This is a genomic window from Ensifer sp. 22460, assembly GCF_052044935.1.
Lineage (GTDB): Bacteria > Pseudomonadota > Alphaproteobacteria > Rhizobiales > Rhizobiaceae > Ensifer.
Map to the genome: position 1 here is coordinate 245,306 of NZ_JBQENZ010000002.1, position 22,838 is coordinate 268,143.

The 22,838-nt window shown below is 62.7% G+C and carries 20 protein-coding genes and 1 other RNA gene; 12 read left to right on the forward strand and 9 right to left on the reverse strand.

Features of this window, described 5'->3' with window-relative positions; translation table 11 throughout:
- The first annotated feature begins 56 nt into the window (after positions 1 to 56).
- Positions 57 to 1,994, forward strand: coding sequence for an adenylate/guanylate cyclase domain-containing protein (locus ACTJKM_RS03400; RefSeq protein ID WP_113513251.1), 1,938 nt, complete (start codon positions 57 to 59; stop codon positions 1,992 to 1,994).
- 26 nt (positions 1,995 to 2,020) lie between these two features.
- On the opposite strand, the gene ACTJKM_RS03405 is transcribed toward ACTJKM_RS03400, so the two are convergent.
- A complete protein-coding gene (locus tag ACTJKM_RS03405; protein WP_058325896.1) occupies positions 2,021 to 3,535 on the reverse strand; it encodes an MFS transporter in 1,515 nt (504 codons plus the stop codon).
- 103 nt (positions 3,536 to 3,638) lie between these two features.
- On the opposite strand from ACTJKM_RS03405, the gene ACTJKM_RS03410 reads away from it, so the two are divergent.
- Positions 3,639 to 4,193, forward strand: coding sequence for a TetR/AcrR family transcriptional regulator (locus ACTJKM_RS03410; RefSeq protein ID WP_058325895.1), 555 nt, complete (start codon positions 3,639 to 3,641; stop codon positions 4,191 to 4,193).
- A gap of 121 nt (positions 4,194 to 4,314) precedes the next feature.
- Here the strand turns inward: ACTJKM_RS03410 and ACTJKM_RS03415 are convergent, their stop codons facing one another.
- The 6 genes from ACTJKM_RS03415 to tkt all read right to left on the reverse strand — a co-directional run bounded on the left by ACTJKM_RS03415 (position 4,315) and on the right by tkt (position 11,603).
- Positions 4,315 to 5,250, reverse strand: a complete 936-nt coding sequence (locus ACTJKM_RS03415; protein ID WP_057254668.1) for a PhzF family phenazine biosynthesis protein — start codon at positions 5,248 to 5,250, stop codon at positions 4,315 to 4,317.
- A gap of 235 nt (positions 5,251 to 5,485) precedes the next feature.
- Positions 5,486 to 6,511, reverse strand: a complete 1,026-nt coding sequence (locus ACTJKM_RS03420) for a class I fructose-bisphosphate aldolase (RefSeq protein WP_057254669.1) — start codon at positions 6,509 to 6,511, stop codon at positions 5,486 to 5,488.
- Positions 6,512 to 6,755: 244 nt separating this feature from the next.
- A complete protein-coding gene (locus ACTJKM_RS03425) occupies positions 6,756 to 7,952 on the reverse strand; it encodes a phosphoglycerate kinase (RefSeq protein ID WP_058325894.1) in 1,197 nt (398 codons plus the stop codon).
- The gene (locus ACTJKM_RS03430) at positions 7,952 to 8,542 is read right to left on the reverse strand and encodes a putative glycolipid-binding domain-containing protein (RefSeq protein WP_058325893.1); all 591 of its coding nucleotides are present in this window, start codon (positions 8,540 to 8,542) and stop codon (positions 7,952 to 7,954) included. The genes ACTJKM_RS03425 and ACTJKM_RS03430 overlap by 1 nt, the downstream gene beginning before the upstream one ends.
- A 5-nt stretch (positions 8,543 to 8,547) precedes the next feature.
- On the reverse strand, positions 8,548 to 9,558 hold the full coding sequence (gene gap, locus ACTJKM_RS03435; RefSeq protein WP_058321029.1) for a type I glyceraldehyde-3-phosphate dehydrogenase: 1,011 nt from the start codon (positions 9,556 to 9,558) through the stop codon (positions 8,548 to 8,550).
- A 62-nt stretch (positions 9,559 to 9,620) separates the two neighbouring features.
- Positions 9,621 to 11,603, reverse strand: a complete 1,983-nt coding sequence (gene tkt / locus ACTJKM_RS03440) for a transketolase (RefSeq protein WP_058321030.1) — start codon at positions 11,601 to 11,603, stop codon at positions 9,621 to 9,623.
- Positions 11,604 to 11,942: 339 nt separating this feature from the next.
- On the opposite strand from tkt, the gene ACTJKM_RS03445 reads away from it, so the two are divergent.
- From ACTJKM_RS03445 to ssrS, 3 genes are all read left to right on the forward strand, one after another.
- A complete protein-coding gene (locus ACTJKM_RS03445) occupies positions 11,943 to 12,212 on the forward strand; it encodes a DUF4164 domain-containing protein (protein ID WP_057254674.1) in 270 nt (89 codons plus the stop codon).
- Positions 12,213 to 12,223: 11 nt separating this feature from the next.
- A complete protein-coding gene (locus ACTJKM_RS03450; RefSeq protein WP_057254675.1) occupies positions 12,224 to 12,601 on the forward strand; it encodes a cell division protein ZapA in 378 nt (125 codons plus the stop codon).
- A gap of 54 nt (positions 12,602 to 12,655) precedes the next feature.
- Positions 12,656 to 12,813: non-coding RNA, 6S RNA (gene ssrS, locus ACTJKM_RS03455), on the forward strand.
- Positions 12,814 to 12,838: 25 nt separating this feature from the next.
- On the opposite strand, the gene ACTJKM_RS03460 is transcribed toward ssrS, so the two are convergent.
- Positions 12,839 to 13,708, reverse strand: coding sequence for a LysR family transcriptional regulator (locus ACTJKM_RS03460; RefSeq protein ID WP_058325933.1), 870 nt, complete (start codon positions 13,706 to 13,708; stop codon positions 12,839 to 12,841).
- A 112-nt stretch (positions 13,709 to 13,820) separates the two neighbouring features.
- Here ACTJKM_RS03460 and ACTJKM_RS03465 point away from each other — a divergent pair, with 112 nt between their 5' ends.
- The gene (locus ACTJKM_RS03465; RefSeq protein WP_057254676.1) at positions 13,821 to 14,039 is read left to right on the forward strand and encodes a hypothetical protein; all 219 of its coding nucleotides are present in this window, start codon (positions 13,821 to 13,823) and stop codon (positions 14,037 to 14,039) included.
- Positions 14,040 to 14,164: 125 nt separating this feature from the next.
- Here ACTJKM_RS03465 and ACTJKM_RS03470 read toward each other — a convergent pair whose 3' ends face one another.
- Positions 14,165 to 14,374: a hypothetical protein gene (locus tag ACTJKM_RS03470; RefSeq protein WP_057254835.1), complete on the reverse strand. Its 210-nt coding sequence runs from the start codon at positions 14,372 to 14,374 to the stop codon at positions 14,165 to 14,167.
- 360 nt (positions 14,375 to 14,734) lie between these two features.
- Here ACTJKM_RS03470 and ACTJKM_RS03475 point away from each other — a divergent pair, with 360 nt between their 5' ends.
- The 6 genes from ACTJKM_RS03475 (at position 14,735) to ACTJKM_RS03500 (ending at position 22,774) form a co-directional block, all read left to right on the forward strand.
- Positions 14,735 to 15,307 carry a 5-formyltetrahydrofolate cyclo-ligase gene (locus ACTJKM_RS03475; RefSeq protein WP_057254677.1) on the forward strand — a complete coding sequence of 191 codons (573 nt, stop codon included), beginning with the start codon at positions 14,735 to 14,737 and terminating at the stop codon, positions 15,305 to 15,307.
- Between the two features lie 213 nt (positions 15,308 to 15,520).
- A complete protein-coding gene (locus ACTJKM_RS03480) occupies positions 15,521 to 16,345 on the forward strand; it encodes a TIGR00282 family metallophosphoesterase (protein ID WP_058325892.1) in 825 nt (274 codons plus the stop codon).
- Positions 16,346 to 16,830: 485 nt separating this feature from the next.
- Positions 16,831 to 17,985 (forward strand): efflux RND transporter periplasmic adaptor subunit, encoded by a 1,155-nt coding sequence (locus tag ACTJKM_RS03485; RefSeq protein WP_058325891.1) that lies wholly within the window; start codon positions 16,831 to 16,833, stop codon positions 17,983 to 17,985.
- Entirely contained in the window at positions 17,982 to 21,161 is a 3,180-nt protein-coding gene (locus tag ACTJKM_RS03490; RefSeq protein ID WP_057254680.1) for an efflux RND transporter permease subunit, read from the forward strand. The genes ACTJKM_RS03485 and ACTJKM_RS03490 overlap by 4 nt, the downstream gene beginning before the upstream one ends.
- 279 nt (positions 21,162 to 21,440) lie before the next feature.
- Positions 21,441 to 22,274 carry an MBL fold metallo-hydrolase gene (locus tag ACTJKM_RS03495; RefSeq protein ID WP_082616147.1) on the forward strand — a complete coding sequence of 278 codons (834 nt, stop codon included), beginning with the start codon at positions 21,441 to 21,443 and terminating at the stop codon, positions 22,272 to 22,274.
- Between the two features lie 17 nt (positions 22,275 to 22,291).
- The gene (locus ACTJKM_RS03500; protein ID WP_244495717.1) at positions 22,292 to 22,774 is read left to right on the forward strand and encodes a hypothetical protein; all 483 of its coding nucleotides are present in this window, start codon (positions 22,292 to 22,294) and stop codon (positions 22,772 to 22,774) included.
- Positions 22,775 to 22,838 lie beyond the last annotated feature (64 nt).

Sequence of the window (22,838 nt, forward strand, 5' to 3'; positions counted from 1 at the left end):
GCGATGCTATTGGGTTGTACGTATATTCGCTACAACTACAAAAGGGCGCAGGACAGATGGGGAATAACGCGCTAGATTACCTCTTTCACTCCGGAAGTGAATTCGAGGGTTTCTTGGAACGCCGTCTCGCTGCCATTCTCGCCGCCGATGTCGTGGGATACAGCCGCCTGATCGGCGCTGACGAGACCGGCACACTCGCCGCGATGAAGCGACACAAGAATGAACTCGTCGATCCCAAAATCCACCGCCACAAGGGCCGCATCGTCAAACTGACCGGCGACGGCATTCTCGTCGAATTTGCGAGCGTGGTGAATGCGGTCGCCTGCGCCGTCGATATTCAGCGCGGCATGCTGATCCGCAATGAAAGCGTGCCGCAGCTAAAGCGCATCGAGCTGCGCATCGGCGTGCATCTCGGCGATATCATCGTCGAGGACGGAGATATCTTCGGCGACGGCGTCAATGTCGCCGCCCGTCTCGAAGGGCTGGCGGAGCCATCCGGCGTTGCCGTTTCCGCCACGGTGCGCGATCACGTCGGCACCCGCCTTGATATCGGCTTCATCGACAAGGGTGAGCACACGCTGAAGAACATTGCCGCGTGCGTGCATGTCTATTCGGTGGCGCTCGGTGCGCCGACGAAAGTTGCGGCGGCGCCAAGCGGGGTCGGCCCCATCGTGCTTGATGACGGCTACGGGCTCTCGGTCGGCGTGCTTCCGTTCACCAACATGAGCCATGATCCCGAGCAGGAATACTTCTCCGACGGCATCACTGAAGACATCATCACCGATCTCTCGAAGATCTCGAAGCTGCATGTCGTCGCCCGCAACACGGTATTCACCTACAAGGGGCGGTCGGTGAAGGTGAAGCAGGTGGCCCAGGAACTGGGCGTCCGCTACATCCTCGAGGGCAGCGTGCGCAAGGCGGGTTCGCGGGTGCGCATCACCGGCCAGCTCATTGATGCCTTGACCGGTACACATCTCTGGGCCGACCGCTACGACCGCGACCTGACCGATATCTTCGCCATTCAGGACGAGATCACCCACGCTATCGTCGATCAGCTCAAGATCAAGCTTTTGCCGGCGGAGAGACAAGCGATCGAGAACGACCCGACCACGAGCGTCGAAGCTTATACCTACTACCTGCGCGGCCGGCAGTTTTCGCATGCCTGGACCCGGTCCTATCTGCTCTTGGCCCGGCGCATGTTCCTGAAGGCGGTGGAACTCGACCCAAACTTTGCCCGCGCCTATGCCGGCATCGCCGATTGCGAGTCGGCGCTGCGCGACTGGCACGAGGACGAGTTCCCGCTGCAAAGCATTCTTTCCACAACCGCGAAAGCGCTGGAGATCGATCCGAACCTTGCGGAGGCTCATGCCTCACGCGGCCTGGTGCTGCACCAGGACGGCCAGGACGATGAGGCGGTCGCCGAATTCGAGCGGGCGTTGACGCTCGATGCCGGCCTCTATGAGGCGAATTTCCATTACGCCCGTTTCCTGTTTATGCAGGGTGCCTTCGAAACGGCGATCCAGTTCTTCAAGCGCGCTGCTGACATTCGGCCGGACGACTATCTTTCGCCGATTCATCTCATGAGCGCCTATAAATCGCTCGGCCGTGACGTCGAACGTGCGCAATGGGCAAGGATCGGGATATCTCGGGCGGAGCGGGCGCTGGAGCTCAATCCGGAAAACTCCGGCCCCGCGCATCGCGGCGCGTTGGCCCTCGCTCATATGGGCGAAGCCCAGCGCGCCCGGGAATGGGCGGCGCGCGCGCTGGCAATCGATCCCGACGACGTGGTCGCGCGATACAATACAGCCTGCGTCTATTCCATCCTCGGCGATACCGACGCGGCGCTCGACCTGCTCGAAACCTTGCTGCCACAGAGTTCGTGCTACCAGCTGCTCTGGTTCAAGCAGGATTCCGACCTTAACGCGGTTCGCCACCATGTCCGCTTCCAGGCGATGGTCGAGGCGATCGCGAAATGCGAGGCGGGGTTGCGCTAACCGCCGGAGGGTGCCGGCGGTTGCTTTCAGTGGTGACTTGCCTGACGGGATTGCGCCGGCGCAGTATTGCGGCCACCCGTCAACCACCAGATGGCCGCGCCGGTGACAAAGAGCATGGCCGTCGCCACGATCACGACTGCGGTAAAGGCCTGCTCGAACGCGAGCCTAGCGCGGGTTACCAGTTCGCCAGCCACATCCGCCGGCAGTTTCTCGGCAAGAAGCAAGGCTTCGTCGAGGCTGTCGCGGGCCATCGGCGAAATGGCTGCACCCTCCGGCAGCACGAGGAAGGCGGTGTAGACGACCGACATGACGGTGCCGAGAACGGCAATGCCGATCGCGCCGCCGAGCTCGAACGAGACCTCCTCGATCGATGCCGCCATGCCTGCCCGCTCCGGCGGGGCGTTGAACATGATGGCGCTGGAGGCGGCGGTCATCGAGGCGCCGATGCCGAGGCCGAGGACGACGAGGGTGACGATCTGGGTCAGCGCGCCGGCCTCATGGGCCAGCAGGTATCCGCCGAGACCGAGGGCCGCGAGAATGAGGCCGGAGCGCAGCACCACTTCCGCGCCGAGACGCGGCAGCAGGGTGCCGGTCAGCGGACCGGCGACGAAGGCCGCGAGTGGGATTGGCAGTATGAAGAGGCCGGCCTGAAGCGGCGAAAGACCATCCACGAGCTGCAACTGCTGGCTCAGGACCAGCTCGATGCCGACGATGGAGGCGGATGCGACCAGCGCGGCAGCGACGCCGGAGGAAAACGCCGCATTGCGGAAGAGGCTGAAATCGATCAGCGGATGCGGGCTCCGGCGCTGGCGGCGCACGAAAAGAATGAGCGCAATGGCGCCGATCACGGCAGCGGCGAGGCCAGCTTCCAGCGACGGTTCGCGCTTGCTCGTTTCCTTGACGGCATAGGCGAGACCGACGAGGCCGACCATGATCTGGAACGATCCGAGTGCATCCCACGGATGTTTCGGATTGCCCGGATTGTTCGGCAGCACGACGAGGGCGAGGATGAGGGCAATGGCGACGATCGGCACGTTGATGAGGAAGACCGAGCCCCACCAGAAATACTCGAGCAGGAAGCCGCCAAGCACCGGTCCGATGGCGGCACCACCGGAGGCGATCGCGGCCCAGACGCCGATCGCCAGCGCCCGCTCGCGCTCGTCGGTGAAGGTAAGGCGGATGATCGACAGCGTTGCCGGCATCATCAGTGCGGCGCCGACTGCAAGCAGTACACGCCCGCCGATCAGGATCGCAGGGGTGGGGGCGTAGGCGGCAATCAGCGAAGCGACGCCGAAGACCGCGAGACCGACGATGAAGGGCTTCTTGTGCCCGAGCCGATCGCCGAGCGTGCCGAGGCCGGGCAGAAGGCCGGCGACGACGAGGGCGTAGGCGTTGACGATCCAGAGCTTCTCGGAGGCGCTGGCGCCGAGGTCATGGGTCAGACGGGGAAGGGCAGTATAGAGCACCGTCATATCGACGACGATCAAAAGGAGTGCGCTCGATACGATGGCCAGAATGAGCCAGCGATTTTGCGGATGCATAGTACACCTCAATGGCCACCCACAGGGAATTGGGGGCTAAGTCTTGTTAACGTCGGGGTCATTATTTAAATACGTACGTATGGATTTGAAATAGGAAGTCAAGATGGGACGACGTCGAACAATCGATCGTGACAAGGTTCTGGATGCGGCGGAGGCGATCGTGAATTCCGTCGGCGCCGCCGGCCTGACGATCGATGCCGTCGCCAAGGCGTCCGGCATCACCAAGGGCGGCGTGCAATATTGCTTTGGCAACAAGGACGGTCTGATCGACGCGATGATGGAGCGTTGGTTCAACGAGTTCGACACCGCGGTTGCGGCCGAGGGCGGCGACGATCCCGATCCGGTAAAGGCGATGCGCGCCCACGCGTCGGTGACTGCGCGAATGAACACGGCCGACAATGCCCGCACATCCGGCATGATGGCAGCCCTTTTGCAGCGGGAAGAGCATATGGCGAAGAACCGCGCCTGGTACCGCGCGCGTCTCGATGGCATCGACCTGTCGACGGAGGCTGGGCGCCGGGCGCGGCTTGCCTTCCTCGCCACCGAGGGCGTCTTCCTGTTGCGCGGTTTCGGTTTCGCCGAGATGGACGACGCCGAATGGCAGGATATGTTCGCCGATATTCTGAAGCTGTTGCCGGAGCCCGGCGAGGCCGCCTAGAGCAATTCGAGGAAAAGTGTGAAACGGTTTTCCGTCCGGAATTGCGCAATTTCAAACAGTTAGAGCATTTCACTGTTTCATTGAAACAGTGAAATGCTCTAACGGTCGCCGCGGGAAAGCGCTACAGGTCGATCAGACCGCGCATCGCACTGATGCAATTGCCGGAAAGGCTGACTTGGCGAACGATGCCGCCCTGCTTGCGGACATGCGCCCCGATGAGGCTCCGCCGGCCCATCTCCACGCCCTGCTCGATCGCGATTTCGACATCGATATCCTGGTTCGGCAGCAGCGAGACGAGATAGGCCGAAAGGGCGGCCGAGGCGCTGCCGGTGGCGGGGTCTTCGTTGACATTGTCGAGTGGCGCGAACATGCGCGCCCGGATCTGCCACGGCGTTTGCGGCGATCGTGCATAAAGGAACAGACTGAAGCTGTCTTCCTCGGGCTTGTAGCGCGCATTCGCTGCATGGAAGGCCGTAACATTCGGCCGCGCCGTCGAAAGTGACGCGATATCACTGATTTCCGCGACCGCGAAGGGCAGGCCGACGGAAAGCCGGATAGGCGTATGGATGCGCGTGCTGATGGCTTCCGATGTGAGCGATGCGCAGGCAGCGATCGTCCCGGCGTCGATTTCCGGGCCGGCCGTCAGACCGCGCGGAACGACGATGCGGGCACCGATGACCTCGCCCTTCTCCCGCGACAATGTTGCCTCGACGAGCCCCGCCTTTTCCTCGAAGCGCAGGATGCCGCCGGGCACACGGCCGAAGATTTCCTTCTGTCGGCCGAGCACGAAGGCGGTGCCGACATTCGGGTGACCGGCAAAGGGAATTTCCATCGTCGGCGTGAAGATCCGGACCTCCGCCGTGTTGGCGGGGTCGCGCGGCGGCAGCACGAAGGTGACTTCGGAGTAGCCGAACTCGGTCGCGATCGCCTGCATCTGCTGGTCGCTCAGGCCCCGGGCATCCGGGATGACCGCGAGTTGGTTGCCGGCGAAACGCTCAGCGGTAAAGACGTCGACAGTGACGTAGGCGATGGATTGTGGCGAGGCGGCGGAGGTCATGGCACCGGCTTTCTCTACGGTTGGCTGTGAAGCCAAGACTTAAGCCAGCGTTCGCACGCGTCAAAGGCGCCAACTTGTTCCGGTGACAAGTTCCATCCGGCACGGGCAGCCAGCTCTTGGCTGGCCCTGCTGTCCAGGCGCTCCGCGATGTTGACGACGCATTCCTGCTGCGGATGTAGCCGAAGCAAAGAGGGGCCGACTTGCGGCCCCTCGGATCTCATCTCTCGACCATGCCTTATGCGGCCTTCTCGAGATCCTTCTTCCAGGTGCCCTTGGCCGCAAGGCTGCACATCTCAGCGCGATGCGAGAAGGCACGCTGGCCATCGCCGATGTTGTCGGCCTTGCCGTGCCAGGCGTTGAGTGCCTCCTGCTGCAGGGCTCGGCCATAGGAAAAGGTGAGTTTCCACGGCAGGTCGTGGGTGGCGTTCATCGCCGAAAGATGGGCCGTCGCCTCTTCGGTCGACTGACCGCCGGAAAGGAAAGCGATGCCAGGCACGGCCGAAGGCACCGTGCGTTTCAGCACCCTTATCGTGCGCTCGGCCACCTCGGCGACGGAAGCCTTGCGGGCCTTCTTGCCGTCGATGACCATGCTCGGTTTCAGGATCATGCCTTCGAGTCTGACGCGCATGGCGGCCAGTTCCTCGAAGGTGGTGCGCAGCGCCCACTCCGTCACTTCCTCCGCGCGGTCGATCGAATGGTCGCCTGGCGCTCCATCCATCAGCACCTCCGGCTCGACGATCGGCACGATGCCGGCTTCCTGGCAAAGGGCGGCATAACGGGCGAGCGCATGAGCGTTGGCACGAACGGCGCCCGGGCTCGGCAGGGTATCGGAGACGGCGATCACGCCACGCCATTTGGCAAAGCGCGCGCCGGCTTCGTAATATTTCGCCAGCCGCTGCGCGAGGCCATCGAGGCCTTCGGTGATCGTCTCTGCCGGGAAATTGGTCATCGGCTTGGCGCCGGCGTCGACCTTGATGCCGGGGATCGCGCCGGCGGCACGGATGATTTCGACCAGCGGCGTGCCGTCGACGGCATGCTGAAACAGGGTTTCCTCATAGAGGATGACACCGGAGATGTACTTGCGCATCGCCTTGTCGGCGCGCAGCAGCATTTCGCGGTAATCGCGCCTGGAGGTCTCGGTGGATTCGAGGCCGATCGTATCGAAACGCTTCTTGATCGTGGCCGTAGACTCGTCGGCGGCGAGCAGCCCCCGGCCGTTGGCGACCATGGCAATTGCGATGTCTTCCAGTCTTTCGCTCATGTTTTTCTCCCTAGACAGCGCTGATCACCAGGGACCAGGCAGGTACTGAAACAAACAGTTTCGGACCGACGGCGCACAGGGCAGCCGCCACGCTCCAAACGAGGGCGTAACAGGCGAAATTGTCCAGGAAAATGGCGAGAAAAGCGACTAAAACGATTTAAAATTTTTTAATCGATTGAACAATCAAGATTTTTTCTTGGTTGACCGGCGCGCGGCGGTTGTGTCCGCGCGCCGATTGGATGCGTTACTTCTGCTTGAGGATGTCGACGCCCGGGAGCGGCTTACCTTCCATCCACTCGAGGAATGCGCCGCCGGCGGTCGAGACATAGCTGAAATCGTCGGCGACTTCGGCATGGTTCAGTGCTGCGACGGTATCACCACCGCCGGCAACCGAGACCAGCGATCCCTGGCGGGTGCGGGCGGCCGCGTGCTTGGCAACGGCAACCGTCGCCCTGTCAAAGGGGGCGATCTCGAAGGCGCCGAGCGGACCGTTCCAGACGAGCGTTTCGGCCTTGGAAATCCAGTCGTTGACGGCGGCGATCGACTTCGGACCGACGTCGAGAACCATGGCATCGGCGGGAATGGCGTTGATATCGACCACTTCGTTGTCGGCGCCGGCCTTGAACTCGCGGGCGATGACGCCGTCGTCCGGCAGAACGATGGCGCAGCCGGCCTTGTCGGCGGCAGCAATGATCGCCTTGGCGGTGTCGGCGAGGTCATGCTCGCAGAGCGACTTGCCGACATTGATGCCCTTGGCGGCGATGAAGGTGTTGGCCATGCCGCCGCCGATGACGAGCGCGTCGACCTTGGTCACGAGGTTCTGGAGGAGGTCGATCTTGGTCGAGACCTTGGCGCCGCCGACGATCGCGACGACCGGCCGTTTCGGCTGGCCGAGGCCCTGTTCGAGTGCTTCGAGTTCGGCCTGCATGGTGCGGCCGGCATAGGCGGGCAGGTGATGGGCAAGGCCCTCGGTCGAGGCATGGGCGCGGTGGGCGGCGGAGAAGGCATCGTTGACGTAGATGTCGCCGTTGGCGGCAAGCGCTTCGACGAAGGCCGGCTCGTTCTTTTCCTCGCCCTTGTGGAAGCGGGTATTTTCAAGCAGCAGCACGTCGCCGTCGCTCATATCGGCAATGGCGTTCTTCGCCTTGTCGCCGATGCAGTCGGCGCCGAAGTGGACACGCTGATCGAGCACATCTTCGACGGCCGGCGCGATCGTCTTCAGCGACATGTCGGCGACCGGTTCACCCTTCGGGCGGCCGAAATGGGCGAGCAGGATGACCTTGGCGCCCTTCTCGGACAGTTCGCGGATGGTCGGCGCCACACGCTCGATGCGGGTCGCGTCCGTCACCACGCCGTCCTTGACCGGCACGTTGAGATCGACGCGCACCAGCACGCGCTTGCCGGCGATGGCGGTCAGATCGTCGAGGGTCTTGAAAGTCATCAGATAGTCTCCGGTGATAGTCTTTGGAAAAGGGTGGGATAGTCGATGACGAGGCCGTCCTCGTCCACGGGCAGGTCCGCGGCAAAGCTGCGATCCTCGGCCTCGTAGCGGTAGAGCCTGAAATCATCGAGGCAGGTGTAGTGCTGGCCGTCCACGACGGGCTCGAACGTGTCGAACGGCACGTAGAGCATCTTGAGCTTTACAGTGCCGGACTGGCGACCGAGGTCGAGCCGGCGGATCGGCAGCGTGTTGGTGAAGGGTGTACCGGCGAGGTCGATATCGATGCAACCATCGAACTCGGAGAGGGGAGCGCCTCGCGCCGTCATCCATTGGCCTGGGACGTCCGAGCGCAGATGCAGGCTCCGGCCGTCCGTCGTGTCGACCATGAGCTTGCGAACGTGCCAAGTGTCGTCGCAATCGATCCGGTAGCGCACGCCATAGGGCGTGCCGCCGCGGTTGCCGATGAGAACGCCGACGGCGCGGATGACCGCGCCGTCGGTTGTTTCGGTTTGCGTCAGCGTCAGGTGTTCGAGCCCTTCCCCTTCCAGCGGACGCCAGCGGACCGTCTTTGGAGAAAGGGCGCGAAACATCTGACTTAGATGAGCTTGGCGAAGGCGACCGCCGTGTCGGCCATGCGGTTCGAGAAGCCCCACTCGTTGTCGTACCAGGTGAGGATACGCACGAAGTTGCCTTCGACGACCTTGGTCTGGTCGATCGCGAAGATCGAGGAGTGGCTGTCATGGTTGAAGTCGCGCGAAACGAGCGGCTCTTCCGTGTAGCCGAGAACGCCCTTGAGCGCGCCGTTCGACGCAGCCTTGATGGCGTTGGTGATTTCCTCGACCGAGGTGTTGCGCTTGGCGACGAACTTGAAGTCGACGACCGAGACGTTCGGGGTCGGAACGCGGATCGACGTGCCGTCGAGCTTGCCCTTCAGTTCCGGCAGAACCAGGCCAACGGCCTTGGCAGCACCGGTCGAGGTCGGGATCATCGACAGAGCGGCAGCGCGGGCGCGGTAGAGGTCCTTGTGCATCTGGTCGAGCGACGGCTGGTCGTTCGTGTAGGAGTGGATCGTGGTCATGAAGCCGTGGTTGATGCCGATGGCATCGTTCAGGACCTTGACGACCGGAACCAGGCAGTTCGTGGTGCAGGATGCGTTGGAGATGACCAGGTGGTCCTTGGTCAGTTGGTCATGGTTGACGCCGTAGACGACCGTCAGGTCAGCGCCGTCGGCCGGAGCCGAAACGATGACGCGCTTGGCGCCGGCGGTCAGGTGCGCTGCAGCCTTGTCGCGGGCGGTGAAGATGCCGGTGCACTCCATCGCGATGTCGACGCCGAGTTCCTTGTGCGGAAGCGTTGCCGGATCCTTGATCGCCGTGACCTTGATCGGCTTGCGGCCGCCGACGGTGATCGTATCGCCTTCGACCTTCACCTCGGCCGGGAAACGACCGTGGATGGAGTCATAGCGCAGCAGGTGGGCGTTGGTTTCAACGGGGCCGAGATCGTTGATGGCAACGACTTCGATGTCGGTGCGGCCGGATTCGACGATCGCGCGGAGCACGTTGCGGCCGATGCGGCCAAAACCGTTGATTGCGACTTTTACTGTCATATCGGGTCTCTCCCTGTCTGGATGACGTAGTACGAAAAAATCGGGGCGNCCCCGCAACTTGATCAGGAAAGCTTGGCTTCCGCAGCGGCGACCACCGCCTCGGGCGTGATGCCGAAGTGCTTGTAAAGGTCCTTGTAGGGACCGGAGGCACCGAAGGACGACATGCCGATGAAGGCGCCGTCGCTGCCGATGAAGTGGTCCCAGCCCTGGCGGATGCCGGCTTCGACGGCGATCTTGACCGGCGAGTTGCCGATGATCGCCTGCTGGTAGTCTTCGCTCTGTTCGGCAAAGAGCTCGAAGCAGGGAACGGAGACGACGCGCGTCGAGATGCCCTTGGCGGTCAGTGCCTGGCAGGCCTTGACGGCGATTTCGATTTCCGAGCCGGTGGCGAAGATCGTCACCTTGGCGTCGGCGGCCGAGATCAGGTCATAGGCGCCGCGAGCGCAGAGGTTTTCTTCCTCATACTCGGTGCGAACGGCCATCAGGTTCTGGCGGGTGAGCGCAATGCCGGACGGGCGGTTGTGGCTTTCGAGCGCCAGCTGCCAGCATTCGGCCGTTTCCGTGGCGTCGGCCGGGCGGAACATCAGGAGGTTCGGAATGGCGCGAAGTGCTGCCATGTGCTCGACCGGCTGGTGGGTCGGGCCGTCTTCGCCGAGGCCGATGGAATCGTGCGTCAGCACGTGGATGACGCGGATGCCCATCAGCGCGGCGAGCCGGATCGACGGGCGGCAATAGTCCGAGAAGATCAGGAAGCCGCCGGAATAGGGGATGACGCCGCCATGCAGCGCCATGCCGTTCATGGCAGCGGCCATGCCGTGCTCGCGCACACCCCAGTGGATGTAGCGGCCGGAGAAATCGTCAGGCGTGATCGACTTGGTCTGGCTCGTCTTGGTGTTGTTCGAGCCGGTCAGGTCGGCCGAGCCGCCAATGGTTTCGGCGAGAACGCCGTTGATGACTTCGAGCGCGTCTTCGGAAGCCTTGCGGGTTGCCGGCGAAGGCTTGGTTTCAGCAAGCTTCTTCTTGTAGTCGTCGATGGCGGAGGACAGACGGCCTTCGAGCTCGCCGGAGAAGCGGCGAACGAACTGGGCCTTCTTCTCAGCATCGCTCTTTTCGAGGCGCTCTTCCCATTCCTTGCGCGTCTTGGTCGAGCGCAGGCCGGCCAGACGCCAGGCGTCGAGCACGTCGGAGGGAACGACGAAGGCTTCGGCTTCCCAGCCGAGCGCCTTGCGGGTGGCGGCGATTTCCTCGGCGCCGAGCGGCGAGCCGTGGACCTTGTGGGTGCCGGCCTTGTTCGGCGCACCGAAGCCGATCGTCGTCTTGCAGGCGATCATCGTCGGCTTGTCGGACTTCTGGGCCTCATCGATCGCGGCGGCGATCGCTTCCGGGTCATGGCCGTCGACGGCGATGGTGTTCCAGTGGCAGGCGCGGAAGCGGGCGTGCTGGTCGGTCGAGTCGGCGATCGAGATCGGGCCGTCGATCGAGATGTTGTTGTCGTCCCAGAAGACGATCAGCTTGTTGAGCTTCAGGTGGCCGGCGAGCGAAATCGCTTCCTGGCTGATGCCTTCCATCAGGCAGCCGTCACCGGCGAGCACATAGGTATAGTGCTCCATCAGGTCGGAACCGAATTCGTCGCGCAGCTTGCGCTCGGCGATCGCCATGCCGACGGAATTGGCAAGGCCCTGGCCGAGCGGACCGGTGGTCGTCTCGATGCCGGCGGCGTGGCCGTATTCCGGGTGGCCGGCGGTGCGGGCGCCAAGCTGGCGGAAGTTCTTGATCTCGTCGATGGTGATGTCTTCGTAGCCGGTCAAATAGAGCAGCGAATAGAGCAGCATCGAGCCATGGCCGGCCGACAGCACGAAGCGGTCGCGGTTCGGCCAGGAGGGGTTCTTGGGGTCAAAGCTCAGATAGCGCGTGAAGAGGACTGTCGCTATGTCGGCTGCACCCATGGGCAGGCCTGGGTGGCCGGAATTTGCCTTCTCGACGGCATCCATGGAAAGGAAACGGATCGCATTTGCCATCCGGTCGTGTTTTTCGCGAGAGATCATGACTGTTCCGTTTTGCGTTCGGTGGTCAGGGAACGGTCTCTATCCTCCAAAGACCGCGCAAGAAGCGGCTGACACATAGCAGGTGCGCCGTGCGAGTCAATAAATACGGGCCTTCCGCGGCCATTTGACGGCAGGTCGTTCCGGTCCTTGTCTCGCAATGCAACAGAGCTTTCGCACTGCCGTTGAAGAAAGCCGGCTACGCAATCCATCCACAGCTTCCGTAGTTGTTTGCGGAGCTTGGCATTGTTGAGACTTACGTAATAGGTTTAAAAAAGATCGAGCCGAAGCGGCGGACGGGATTCGGGCGATTCGGCCTCACGGGCGAGGTATTCGGAACACATGCCGGCAAAGACTGTCAAAGCGGCGATCGATGAACTGCGGAACGCAGTGCAATCCCTGGAGAATGCGATCGACGGTCGGTTTGACAGGGAACGGGATTTCGGCGAGTTCGAAGGCGAGGTTCGGCGTGTCAACACCGACCGGTCGCGACTGGCACAGGAACTCGACCAGTCGCAGTTCCGGGCGAACCGGCTCGAGGAGGTTAACCGCGAGGTTTCCCGCCGCCTCGTGACGGCGATGGAAACCATTCGGGCGGTGCTCGACCGCTAGGATAAAGCGACATGGCGCAGGTCACAGTATCGATCGACGGCAAGGCCTACCGGATGGCCTGCGAGGAAGGGCAGGAAGGTCACCTGACCGAGCTTGCCACGAAATTCGATCAGTATGTCGGACATCTCAAGAGCCAGTTTGGCGAGATCGGCGATCTGCGCCTCACCGTCATGGCCGGCATCATGGTCATGGACGAGCTCAGCGAGGTCAACCGCCGGCTGAAGAGCCTCGAGGCCGAGGTCGGCAATCTGACTGATGGTCGCGATGCCGCACTTTCCGACCAGATGAAGAGCGAGGAGGCGCTGGCCTCTGCGCTCAGCGAAGTCACCGCCCAGATCCACAGCATTGCCGCCAAGCTGAACGGCCGCACCACGACACCGGCAAGCTAAAGGTTTCGGTGGCGAGCCTCTGGCGCGAAGCACCGAGACACTTTATATATCGACTGCGGTCTGCGCTTCCCGACAGGAACCACAATCCCCGGGGCCATACTCGATCTCAAGGGAGCCGTCCCTGTCCGGGCTCGTGGGTCTGGACACATGGCGCCCACCTACTTTGTAGGTACCCGGGATCGTAAACTATCCATCGGTTGTGTGGATCGCACCTTCTCGCCCCCTTCAGGCAGCCGTTCAATCTCCGGCAAAGGCCCGGCGAATGGCGTCGGCCATGGCCTCGACGATCCGGTCCTTGCCGTTCCCCGCTTTCGATACCCGCAACACGACGTTCGAGTGGTCGATCACTTCATAGCCGTCATCGGCCGTCAGTTCGCGGCACCCGGCCGGAATGCTGCTGCGGGCGAGCGGCGCAATGGCAAGGCCCGACACCACGGCAGCCATCAAGCCGCCGCTGGTGCGGCTGACATAGGCCACGCGGCTTTCCAGGCGACATTTCCTGAGATTGCGCTGGGCGAGGTCGTCGCACCAGCCGCCTTCCAGATAGGTATAGGTGGCGATCGGCAGCGGTCGCCGCTCGTCGGTGCGGTGCTGCTCCGAGGTCACCCAGACGGTCGGGTCCATCATCAGCACTTCGTTCTTCGTTCGCCCGCCGGGTTCAAAGACGACAGCGAGGTCGAGCTCGCCGGCTTCCAGTGCCGCGATGTTGGTCATCGAAGCGCCCTGCTGAACGGTCACTTCGACGCCGGGGTGGATGGCGGCGAAGGTTCCGAGCGCTTTCGGCAGGGTAGAGTTGATGTATTCCTCGGGTATGCCGATCCGGACCGCGCCGTCGAGAGCGGGCTGGCGCATCGCGGTGGCCGTGTCGTCGAGCAGCGTGACGATGCGTCTGGCATTGTCGAGCAGCCGCAATCCCTGCGGCGTCAGCACGACGCCACGCGAGTGGCGCTCGAACAGCGCGTCGCCGAGCATGTCCTCGAGCTTCTTGATCTGCATGCTGACGGCGGATTGCGTGCGCCCGACAATATTGGCGGCGCGTGTGACATTGCCGGTGTCGACGACCGCAAGAAAGGTTCTGAGCAATTCGCTGTCGAGGGGGAGGGACATGGTTGTATCCATCAGAAATTCTGATAGCAGCCATGCTCGCAATTCGTTTGTCAGATGTCAACGCGAGGACGAAGATTGGCTGGTTCGATCATCTTGCGCAGGGTCATTCTCCATGAGCGTGCTTGCCCTCTTCGCGTTTTCCGAAGCCTCCATCGCGCTCCGGCGTCGAGCGATGCAATGGTCTTGCGACGTCCTGTTTCCCGAGGTGCCGGTGGACGTGCCATCAGGCAAGCCGGCGCTCCTGCGCGATGCGGGGATCTATCATGAGGCAGCCGACATGATGCAGCGGGAAAAGCTGGCGATCGCCTACCGGTCGCACTGGCTGTTGTGAGCGATCTTACCGGCAGATACGGGATTAGAGCGCCGTGCGTTCAGGTGAACGCACAAAGACGCTTTAGCACTTTGATTCTAGAGCATCTTTCCGCCTCCAGTGATTCCACTTGAGAGCGGGATGCTCTAGGAGATGAGGTCCAGCCTGGCGGCGCGAAACACCGCTTCGGCGAGATTGCCCGCCTGCAACTTACGCATGGCATCCGTTAGTGCCCGATCGATCCGATCGAGCGGAATGTCGGTCTCGCGCACCATGTCCTGGCGCGTGCGGCCGCGTGCGGCGAGCGTCAGGCAACGCAGTTCCAACGGGTCGAGTTCGTTCATCTGGTCCTTCATGGACGTCGGCTTTTCCACTGCTGCCTGCAGGAGCGCGTCCATACATCGAACACGGGCATTAGTTCCTGCTAATTATTTGAAATCGTGTCCTTATTTGCACGCGGCTCATGTTTCGCGAAAGCGGAACCCTTGCCCATGATGAATGGAAAGCTAATGCTGTGCCGAACCGGGAAGGAGGTGGCATGATTGTCGCAAACTGCTGCAAATGCGGCGATGCCGGTGGGTGGGCGAAAGATGCCATTGCGTAAACAGGCTGGTGGCCGGCCCGGGAATCGGCGAGAGATGGGGAACTTGTGCCATTTCGGGAAGTGATTTTCTCCGGCGACGATGGCGGGCGGCGGGTTGGCAGGAGAGGACGCGATGTCACCGAGGGATTTGAAGGCAGCACTGCGCAAGGAGAGGCTGGCATTGCGCGATGCAATGTCGGCGGAGATGCGGATCGAAGCGAGCCTGACCATGGCCGATCACGCTGGCGACGTCATCGCGCTCGATCCCGGACACATCGTCTCCGGCTTCTGGCCGATCCGCTCCGAGGTCGACATCCGGCCGCTGATGGCGCGGCTGAAGCAGCGTGGTGCCAGGCTCTGCCTTCCCGTGATCATGGACAAGCAGACGATCATCTTCCGCGAATTGCTCGATGGCATTGACGTCATCGCCACCGGATTCGGCACGACAGGTCCGGGACCGGACGCACCTGAACTCGATCCGGATATCATGCTCGTACCGCTTTCCGCGTTCGATTCGACCGGCCACCGGATCGGCTATGGCGCCGGCTATTACGACCGCGCCATCGACCGGCTGCGCAACAAGGGCCACCTGCCAAAGCTGATCGGCATCGCCTTCGACTGCCAGGAAGTGACATCCGTGCCGGCCGAACCGCACGATGTCGCGCTCGACGCCGTGCTCACCGAGAGCGGGTTTCGGCATTTCTGAGTTCATTTCGCCAAGACCGTGGAGTGGGCTAAAGCCTTGAGACCGCAGAGGTCGGGGCGGCAGGTCGTTGCGCGGTTTTCGCTGATTTCATCTAAGGCGTTTCCTGCGCGGTCGGGATCGTGTAGACGCTCTATCTCTTTGTTTTACGCAGTTCCGGACGCAACAACCGCTGACGCGCTTCCGCCGGGCTGCCCTGGTGGGATTTGAGCGAGCATGAGGCTTCTGTTTCTGGGAGATATGGTGGGCAAGACGGGCCGTACGGCGGTCTGGGAGCGGCTTCCAGGACTGGTTGGTGACCTCAAGCTCGATTTCGTCGTCGTCAACGGCGAGAATGCGGCCGGCGGTTTCGGCATCACCGAAGACATCTTTCTCGAGACGATCAACGCCGGCGCCGACGTGGTGACGACCGGCAATCACGTCTGGGACCAGAAGGAAGCGGTCGTCTTTTGCGAACGGCACGATCAGTTCCTGCGCCCTGCCAACTATCCGGCCGGCACACCTGGCCGCGGCTCCAACCTATTTTTCGCCCGCAACGGCGCCCGCGTGCTGGTCGCCAACGTCATGGGCCGCGTCTTCATGCATCCGGAGCTCGACGATCCCTTCAAGACGGCGGAAGCCATCCTCGACGCCTGCCCGCTCGGCGAGCAGGCGGATGCAATTGTCTTCGATTTCCATGCGGAAGCCACCAGCGAGAAGCAGTGCTTCGGCCATTTCGTCGACGGAAGGGCCAGCCTCGTCGTCGGCACCCATACGCACGTGCCGACCGCCGACCACCAGATCCTCAATGGCGGTACGGCCTATATGAGCGACGCCGGCATGTGCGGCGACTACGATTCCTCGCTCGGCATGGACAAGGAAGAGCCGCTCAACCGGTTCATTTCGAAGATGCCGAAGGGGCGTTTCGAGGCGGCCTCCGGTCCCGCGACCATCTGCGGGCTTGGCGTCGAGATCTCCGACCGCACCGGGCTTGCCGAAAAGATCGCGCCGCTGCGCCTCGGCCCGCGGCTGGCCGAGACGATCCCGGATTTCTGGTCCTAAAAAAACGAAGCCAGCAGCACCGCCTGCTTGTCGAACGCGCTTCCGGTTGAAGCGCGCGCTGCCACGTATCGCCTTCCGGGAATTGATTTTTTTCAAGGTGACAACCCCATCAAATGATGGCAGGTTATCGCGAAATCACGCCGGGCCGGGGCGTGATGTATTCGAGTGTTTTCCAGTGATGAATACCGTCCGCAGTCCTGAATTGCGGGCTTGTGCTGCCGACACCGGACAATCGGGAGCAGGCGCTCTCTGCCCGGCGATCTCGATCCAACAGCGTTCGCCGGCCCAGAGCGGGGACCGCTGTATCATTTAATTGCTTGTGTGACTTTGCCTCTTGGGTCGCTGCCGATCCGAGTATTTGTGCGGAGCGGGAGAGTGATGCGGCGATTTTCCGCTCATGTCCTGTTCTGAAGTATTCAAAGCGATTGCGGTGGTTGGTCGGTCCGGCTGCTCACCGCCATCCAAAGTGCATTCGGAGGGCGTGCATGTTGTCTAAGTGGCATTTGCCGATGATCGTCGGCGCTTCTCTTTCCCTTCTTTCCTCTGTCGGTGCCCAAGCACAGGACGCGCAATTGCCTGTCGTGACCGTCGCCAAGCCGGTCGTGCGTGACGTGATCGACAGCGACGAGTTCATCGGCCGCTTCGAGCCGGTCGACGAGGTGCAGGTTCGCGCCCGCATCGGCGGCTATCTCGACGAGGTCAATTTCACTGACGGCGCCCTGGTGAAGAAGGGCGACAAGCTTTTCGTCATCGACCAGCGTCCCTACCGCACGGCCCTCTCCCAGGCCGAGTCGACCCTGGAATCGGCGCGCTCAACGCTGGAATTCGCCGAGTCCCAGTTCAAGCGCACGCAATCGCTGACGGGCACCGGCACGCTGTCGGTTTCGACGCTTGACGATCATCGTCGTGCGCTGCTTTCGGCGCAGGCGCTGGTGCGCGGTTCGGAAGCGGCGGTCGAGCGCGCCAAGCTCGACCTCGACTACACGACCATAACCGCGCCGCTCAGCGGCCGCGTCGACCGGCGCTTGCTGTCGACGGGCAACCTGGTGCAGGCGGACCAGACCGTCCTGACGACGATCGTCTCGCTCGATCCGATCGACTTCTACTTCGACGTCGACGAACGGCGGCTCTTGTCCTATGCGCGGGTCGCGCGCGAACGCGGCAGTGCGTTGCAGGAAGGCGGCGGTGCGCTCGAGGTACTCGTCACAATCGCCGACTCGCAGGAGGAACCGTTCAAGGGCAAGCTCGACTTCGCCGAAAACCGTGTGGACCCGCAGAGCGGCACCATGCGCGTGCGCGCCCGTCTCGACAACCCGAAGCTGGTGCTGCAGCCTGGTCTCTTCGGCCGTGTGCAGATCGAAGGCTCGAACACCTACAAGGCCGTGCTCATTCCGGATGAGGCGATCGGCGCCGACCAGAACGAGCGGATCGTCTATGAGGTGACAGCCGATGGATCGGTGGTGACCAAGCCCGTGCGGCTCGGACCGAAACTGCATGGCTATCGGGTCATCCGCAGCGGCATGACGGGCGACGAGACCATTGTCGTCAACGGCCTGATGCGGGCGCGCCCCGGCAGCAAGGTAAAGCCCGAGATGATTCAGCTTCCCCCTGAGGCGCAAGCGGCGGGGACGACGCAATGAGGTTCGCTCACTTCTTCGTCGATCGACCGATCTTCGCGTCGGTGCTTTCGATCGTCCTTTTGATCGTCGGCAGCATTGCCTATTTCCAGCTTCCGGTGGCGCAGTACCCGGAAATCGCGCCGCCGACCATTGTCGTGCGGGCGGCCTATCCCGGCGCCGACGCCAATACGGTCGCCAACACCGTGGCGACGCCGCTCGAACAGGAAATCAACGGCGTCGAGAACATGCTCTACATGTCCTCCTATTCAACCGCTGACGGCTCGATGGCGCTGACGATTACCTTCAAGCTCGGCACCGATCTCGACCAGGCACAGGTGCTGGTGCAGAACCGCGTGTCGATCGCCGAACCGCGCCTGCCGGAAGAGGTCCGACGCATCGGCATCACCACGGCCAAGAGCTCGCCCGACCTGATGATGGTCGTGCATCTGCTCTCGCCGACCGAACGTTATGACCAGCTCTACGTCTCGAACTATGCCCGCACGCGCATCCGCGATCTGTTGGTGCGGCTCGACGGCGTCGGCGACGTCATCCTGTTCGGCGAGCGCGAATATGCGCTGCGTGTCTGGCTCGATCCGGAAAAACTGTCCGCCTATGGCATGACGGCCGGTGACGTGGTGCAAGCGTTGCGCGAGCAGAACGTGCAGGTCTCCGGCGGTTCGATCGGCGGTCCGCCGGCGCCGGGCGACAGCGCCTTCCAGTACACCGTCACCACCGACGGTCGCTTCAGCGATGCGCGGCAGTTTCGCTACGTCATCGTCAAGGCGACGGAAACCGGTCGCCTCGTGCAGTTGCAGGATGTCGCCCGCGTCGAGCTCGGTGCCCGCGAATACGTCAACAACAGCTATCTCGACGGCAGCCCGGCGGTGGCGCTCGGCATCTTCTCGCGGCCGGGCACCAATGCGCTCGACGCTGCCGAGCAGATCCAGAAGGTGATGACCGACGTCGCGCGTGATTTCCCGGAAGGGCTCGAATACCGGATCGTCTACAATCCGACCGAGTTCATTTCGGAATCGATCAACGAGGTCTACAAGACGATCGGCGAAGCGGCGTTGCTCGTCGCCATCGTCGTTCTCGTCTTCCTGCAGTCCTGGCGCACGGCGATCATCCCGATCGTCGCCATCCCCGTGTCGCTGGTCGGCACCTTCGCCTTCCTCTACGCCTTCGGCTTCTCGCTGAACATGCTGACGCTGTTCGGCCTGGTGCTGGCGATCGGTATCGTCGTCGACGATGCGATCGTGGTCGTCGAGAACGTCGAGCGAAACCTCGCGCGCGGCATGACCCCGCGCGAAGCCTCGCATGTGACCATGGACGAAGTGGGTGCCGCTGTTATCGCGATCTCGCTGGTGTTGACCGCCGTCTTCGTGCCCACGGCCTTCATCCCCGGCATCGCCGGCCAGTTCTATCTGCAGTTCGCCGTGACGATCTCGGTGGCGACAGTGATCTCTGCCTTCAATTCGCTGACGCTGTCGCCGGCACTGGCGGCGATCCTCTTGAAGCCGCACGAAAACGGCCATCACGAGAGCCGCAACCCGCTGACGCGCTTCGGCCGGGCACTGGCCAACGGCTTCAACAACGGTTTCGACCGCATGGCCGAAGGCTATGCCTGGATCGTGCGCAAACTGGTGTCGACGAAGACGGCAGTGGCCGCGGCGCTCCTCGTCTTTGTGGGCCTGCTCGGGGCCACATGGTACATGGCACAGATCGTGCCGAGCGGCTTCGTGCCGACCATGGACCAGGGTTACGCAATCGTCGTCATCCAGCTTCCAGACGGTGCCTCGCTCGACCGCACCGATGCGGTGGTCAAGCGGGCGTCGAAGATCATCCAGGACGTCCCTGGAGTGAAGAGTGCCGTCGCCTTTGCCGGCTTCAACGGTGCGACGTTCACCAACGCGTCCAATTCGGGCGTGGTCTTCGCCCCCTTCGAGAGTTTCGAAGAACGGTTGAAGCACGGCCAGAGTGCCAACCAGATCATCGGCCAGCTCTATGGCAGCCTGCAGAGCATCCAGGAAGCCTTTATCATTGCCGTACCGCCACCGTCGGTGCGCGGCATCGGCAACTCCGGCGGCTTCAAGATGCAGATCATGGATCGGCAGGGCGCCGACATGCGGCGCGCGCTGGGGCTTGCCTATCAGATGATGGGTACGGCCAACCAGACGGAAGGGCTGACCGGGGTCTTCACCACCTTCTCAGCCTCCAGCCCGCAATACTTCCTGGCGATCGACCGCGACAAGGCGCGCACGCTCAACGTGCCGATCCCCAACATCTTCGAGGCGCTGTCGATCAACCTCGGCACCTCCTACGTCAACGACTTCAACGCCTTCGGTCGTGTCTACCAGGTGCGGGCGCAGGCCGATCAGCAGTACCGTATCGAGCGCGACGATATTCTGGCGCTGAAGGTTCGCTCCGCGACCGGTGCGCTGGTGCCGATGGGCACGCTCGTCGAGATCCGCGACACCGCCGGTCCGACGCTCGTGCAGCGTTACAACATGTACGTATCGGTTCCGGTGCAGGGCAACCCTGCGCCGGGCGTCTCGACCGGCACAGCCCTCGACAAGATGGAGGCGCTCGCCGCCCAGATCCTGCCGCAGGGCACGACCTTTGAGTGGACGGAACTCGCTTTCCAGGAACGCCAGACGGGCAACACCGCGGTGTTCATCTTCGCACTGTCGGTGGTCTTCGTGTTCCTGGCGCTGGCGGCCCAGTACGAAAGCTGGGTGCTGCCGCTGGCGATTATCCTGATCGTGCCGCTTGGCGTGCTCTCGGCGCTGGTCGGCGTGTCCATCCGCGGTCTCGACAACAACGTGCTGACGCAGATCGGGTTGATCGTTCTGATCGGCCTTGCGGCCAAGAACGCGATCCTGATCGTCGAGTTCGCACGCCAAGGTGAGGACGAGGGCAAGACCCCGATCGAGGCGGCGGTGGAGGCGAGCCAACTCCGCCTCAGGCCCATCCTGATGACGGCCTTTGCCTTCATCCTCGGCGTGGTGCCTCTGATGATCGCCACCGGTCCCGGCGCGGAAATGCGCCAGTCGCTCGGCACCGCGGTGTTCTCGGGAATGCTCGGCGTGACCTTCCTCGGCCTGTTCCTGACGCCGGTTTTTTACGTCGCGCTCAGGTCCTTCCGGCGGCGCAAGCCGGCGACGATGACCGAACCGGCGCCCCATCCAGCAGAGTAGCGGGACGCAATCGCAAGGTTGCAACGCCCCGGCAGCAATGCCGGGGCGTTGTCGTTGGACGAGTCAGGTTTCCTTGTTCCTGCCGAGGGCGGTGACGCAAATGTGAGCACGGGCAGCCGTTTGTAACTGGACGCAGACAGGCCCTTGAACAATTCTCTCCCTGCCCGTGACGCCATCATCAGGCCGAGCGAAGGCAAAGGCTTCCATTCGCTGTGCAACGGCTATCTGCCACGTGCCCTTCGGGCCCGAGGTCAGAAAAGCAAGTGAGAGAGGTGAAGGCTGATGCTCCGGTACCTTGTCTACACGTTCGCCGCCATCTGGCTCATTCACGCGTTCTGGCCGTCGGTCGCGCATGCGCAGCAACCACCCCGCCATGTCAGTCAGTGCCAGGCGATTGCAGAAGCCATACCGCAGGCGACCTTCGCCAGCTTCACGCCCGTTGCTGCCACCAAGGGAAAGGCCGTGGTCGGTGAGGTAACGATCACCTATCTCGGCCATTCCACCTTTCTGATCGAGACGCCAGACGGCGTGTCGATCGCGACCGATTACAATGGCTGGTTCGCGCCCTCGTCGCCTCCGACGGTCGCGACGATGAACAAGGCGCATTCGAGCCACTATACGCTGGCGCCTGACCCGGCGATCAAGAATGTGCTGCATGGCTGGGGCGAGAACGGCGTACCCGCCCGTCACGACCTCGTGGTGGGCGACACCTATATCCGTAACGTCACGACGGATATCCGTGCGGGTGGCGCAATGGAGCACGATGGCAACTCGATCTTCATCTTCGAGGTAGCGGATCTTTGCATTGGTCACCTCGGCCATCTTCATCACGAGCTCGACGACAGCCACTACCGCCAGATCGGCCGGCTCGATGTGCTCATGGTGCCTGTCGATGGCGGCCTGACCATGGGTGCCGAGAGCATGAGCCGGGTGGTCAGCCGGCTGCGCGCCTCGCTGATCCTGCCGATGCACCGCCGTGGCCCGCCGATCGACGCCTTTCTGGACATGTTTGGCGACGACTACGACAAACGCTTCGCTGACAGCGCCAGCATCAAAGTATCGTTGCGTTCCTTGCCAAGCAAACCATTGATTTATATTCTCAAGGGCGTCTGAACACTCAGGATCGCCCAATGAAGTTGCTTGTGGTCGGCGTTTCGATTTTTCTCTCCCTTTCGACCCTTGCCGCGGCGGGCGGCGCACCGCCACCGCGCATGCCCTCTCCCGAAGGACAACAGCAGCAAAGTCTACCCGAGACGGCAGCACAGCCCGTGGGCGAACAGGAGATGTTCATGATGCCGTCGGGCAATATCGGCTGCGTCTACACGCCGGCCGGCGGCACCGCGGTGTACCAGCCTCAGGACGGTGGGCCTGAGCTTGCCTGCGATATCGTCGCGCCGCGCTATGTGCGCGCCACGCTCGGCCGTGCAGGGGCCGCCACACTCAATCACGCCGTTGGCGATCCGAGCTGCTGCTCGGCAGCTCAGGTGCTCGACTATGGGCAAAGCTGGTCACGGGGGCCGTTCGCGTGTGCTTCCGAACGCACCGGCCTTTCCTGTCGCCGCGACGACGGACACAGCTTTCTGCTCAGCCGTGCGCAGGTCTCTGCCGACTGAAAAGCCGCGCCCCGGCTGGACGGAAAGCAGCAATAAAACTATAAGGCGCCCCATTCCATTCAAA

What these genes read in the sequence shown, in the direction of transcription:
- ACTJKM_RS03490 (WP_057254680.1), top strand. Translation starts at nt 17,982, where the DNA reads ATGAGGTTCGCTCACTTCTTCGTCGATCGACCGATCTTCGCGTCGGTG.
- ACTJKM_RS03465 (WP_057254676.1), top strand. Translation starts at nt 13,821, where the DNA reads ATGAGCGTGCTTGCCCTCTTCGCGTTTTCCGAAGCCTCCATCGCGCTC.
- ACTJKM_RS03415 (WP_057254668.1), bottom strand. Translation starts at nt 5,250, where the DNA reads ATGACCTCCGCCGCCTCGCCACAATCCATCGCCTACGTCACTGTCGAC.
- ACTJKM_RS03400 (WP_113513251.1), top strand. Translation starts at nt 57, where the DNA reads ATGGGGAATAACGCGCTAGATTACCTCTTTCACTCCGGAAGTGAATTC.
- ACTJKM_RS03445 (WP_057254674.1), top strand. Translation starts at nt 11,943, where the DNA reads ATGCCGGCAAAGACTGTCAAAGCGGCGATCGATGAACTGCGGAACGCA.
- ACTJKM_RS03460 (WP_058325933.1), bottom strand. Translation starts at nt 13,708, where the DNA reads ATGTCCCTCCCCCTCGACAGCGAATTGCTCAGAACCTTTCTTGCGGTC.
- ACTJKM_RS03500 (WP_244495717.1), top strand. Translation starts at nt 22,292, where the DNA reads ATGAAGTTGCTTGTGGTCGGCGTTTCGATTTTTCTCTCCCTTTCGACC.
- gap (WP_058321029.1), bottom strand. Translation starts at nt 9,558, where the DNA reads ATGACAGTAAAAGTCGCAATCAACGGTTTTGGCCGCATCGGCCGCAAC.
- ACTJKM_RS03430 (WP_058325893.1), bottom strand. Translation starts at nt 8,542, where the DNA reads ATGTTTCGCGCCCTTTCTCCAAAGACGGTCCGCTGGCGTCCGCTGGAA.
- ACTJKM_RS03450 (WP_057254675.1), top strand. Translation starts at nt 12,224, where the DNA reads ATGGCGCAGGTCACAGTATCGATCGACGGCAAGGCCTACCGGATGGCC.
- ACTJKM_RS03420 (WP_057254669.1), bottom strand. Translation starts at nt 6,511, where the DNA reads ATGAGCGAAAGACTGGAAGACATCGCAATTGCCATGGTCGCCAACGGC.
- ACTJKM_RS03485 (WP_058325891.1), top strand. Translation starts at nt 16,831, where the DNA reads ATGTTGTCTAAGTGGCATTTGCCGATGATCGTCGGCGCTTCTCTTTCC.
- ACTJKM_RS03470 (WP_057254835.1), bottom strand. Translation starts at nt 14,374, where the DNA reads ATGAAGGACCAGATGAACGAACTCGACCCGTTGGAACTGCGTTGCCTG.
- ACTJKM_RS03475 (WP_057254677.1), top strand. Translation starts at nt 14,735, where the DNA reads ATGTCACCGAGGGATTTGAAGGCAGCACTGCGCAAGGAGAGGCTGGCA.
- ACTJKM_RS03410 (WP_058325895.1), top strand. Translation starts at nt 3,639, where the DNA reads ATGGGACGACGTCGAACAATCGATCGTGACAAGGTTCTGGATGCGGCG.
- ACTJKM_RS03425 (WP_058325894.1), bottom strand. Translation starts at nt 7,952, where the DNA reads ATGACTTTCAAGACCCTCGACGATCTGACCGCCATCGCCGGCAAGCGC.
- ACTJKM_RS03405 (WP_058325896.1), bottom strand. Translation starts at nt 3,535, where the DNA reads ATGCATCCGCAAAATCGCTGGCTCATTCTGGCCATCGTATCGAGCGCA.
- ACTJKM_RS03480 (WP_058325892.1), top strand. Translation starts at nt 15,521, where the DNA reads ATGAGGCTTCTGTTTCTGGGAGATATGGTGGGCAAGACGGGCCGTACG.
- tkt (WP_058321030.1), bottom strand. Translation starts at nt 11,603, where the DNA reads ATGATCTCTCGCGAAAAACACGACCGGATGGCAAATGCGATCCGTTTC.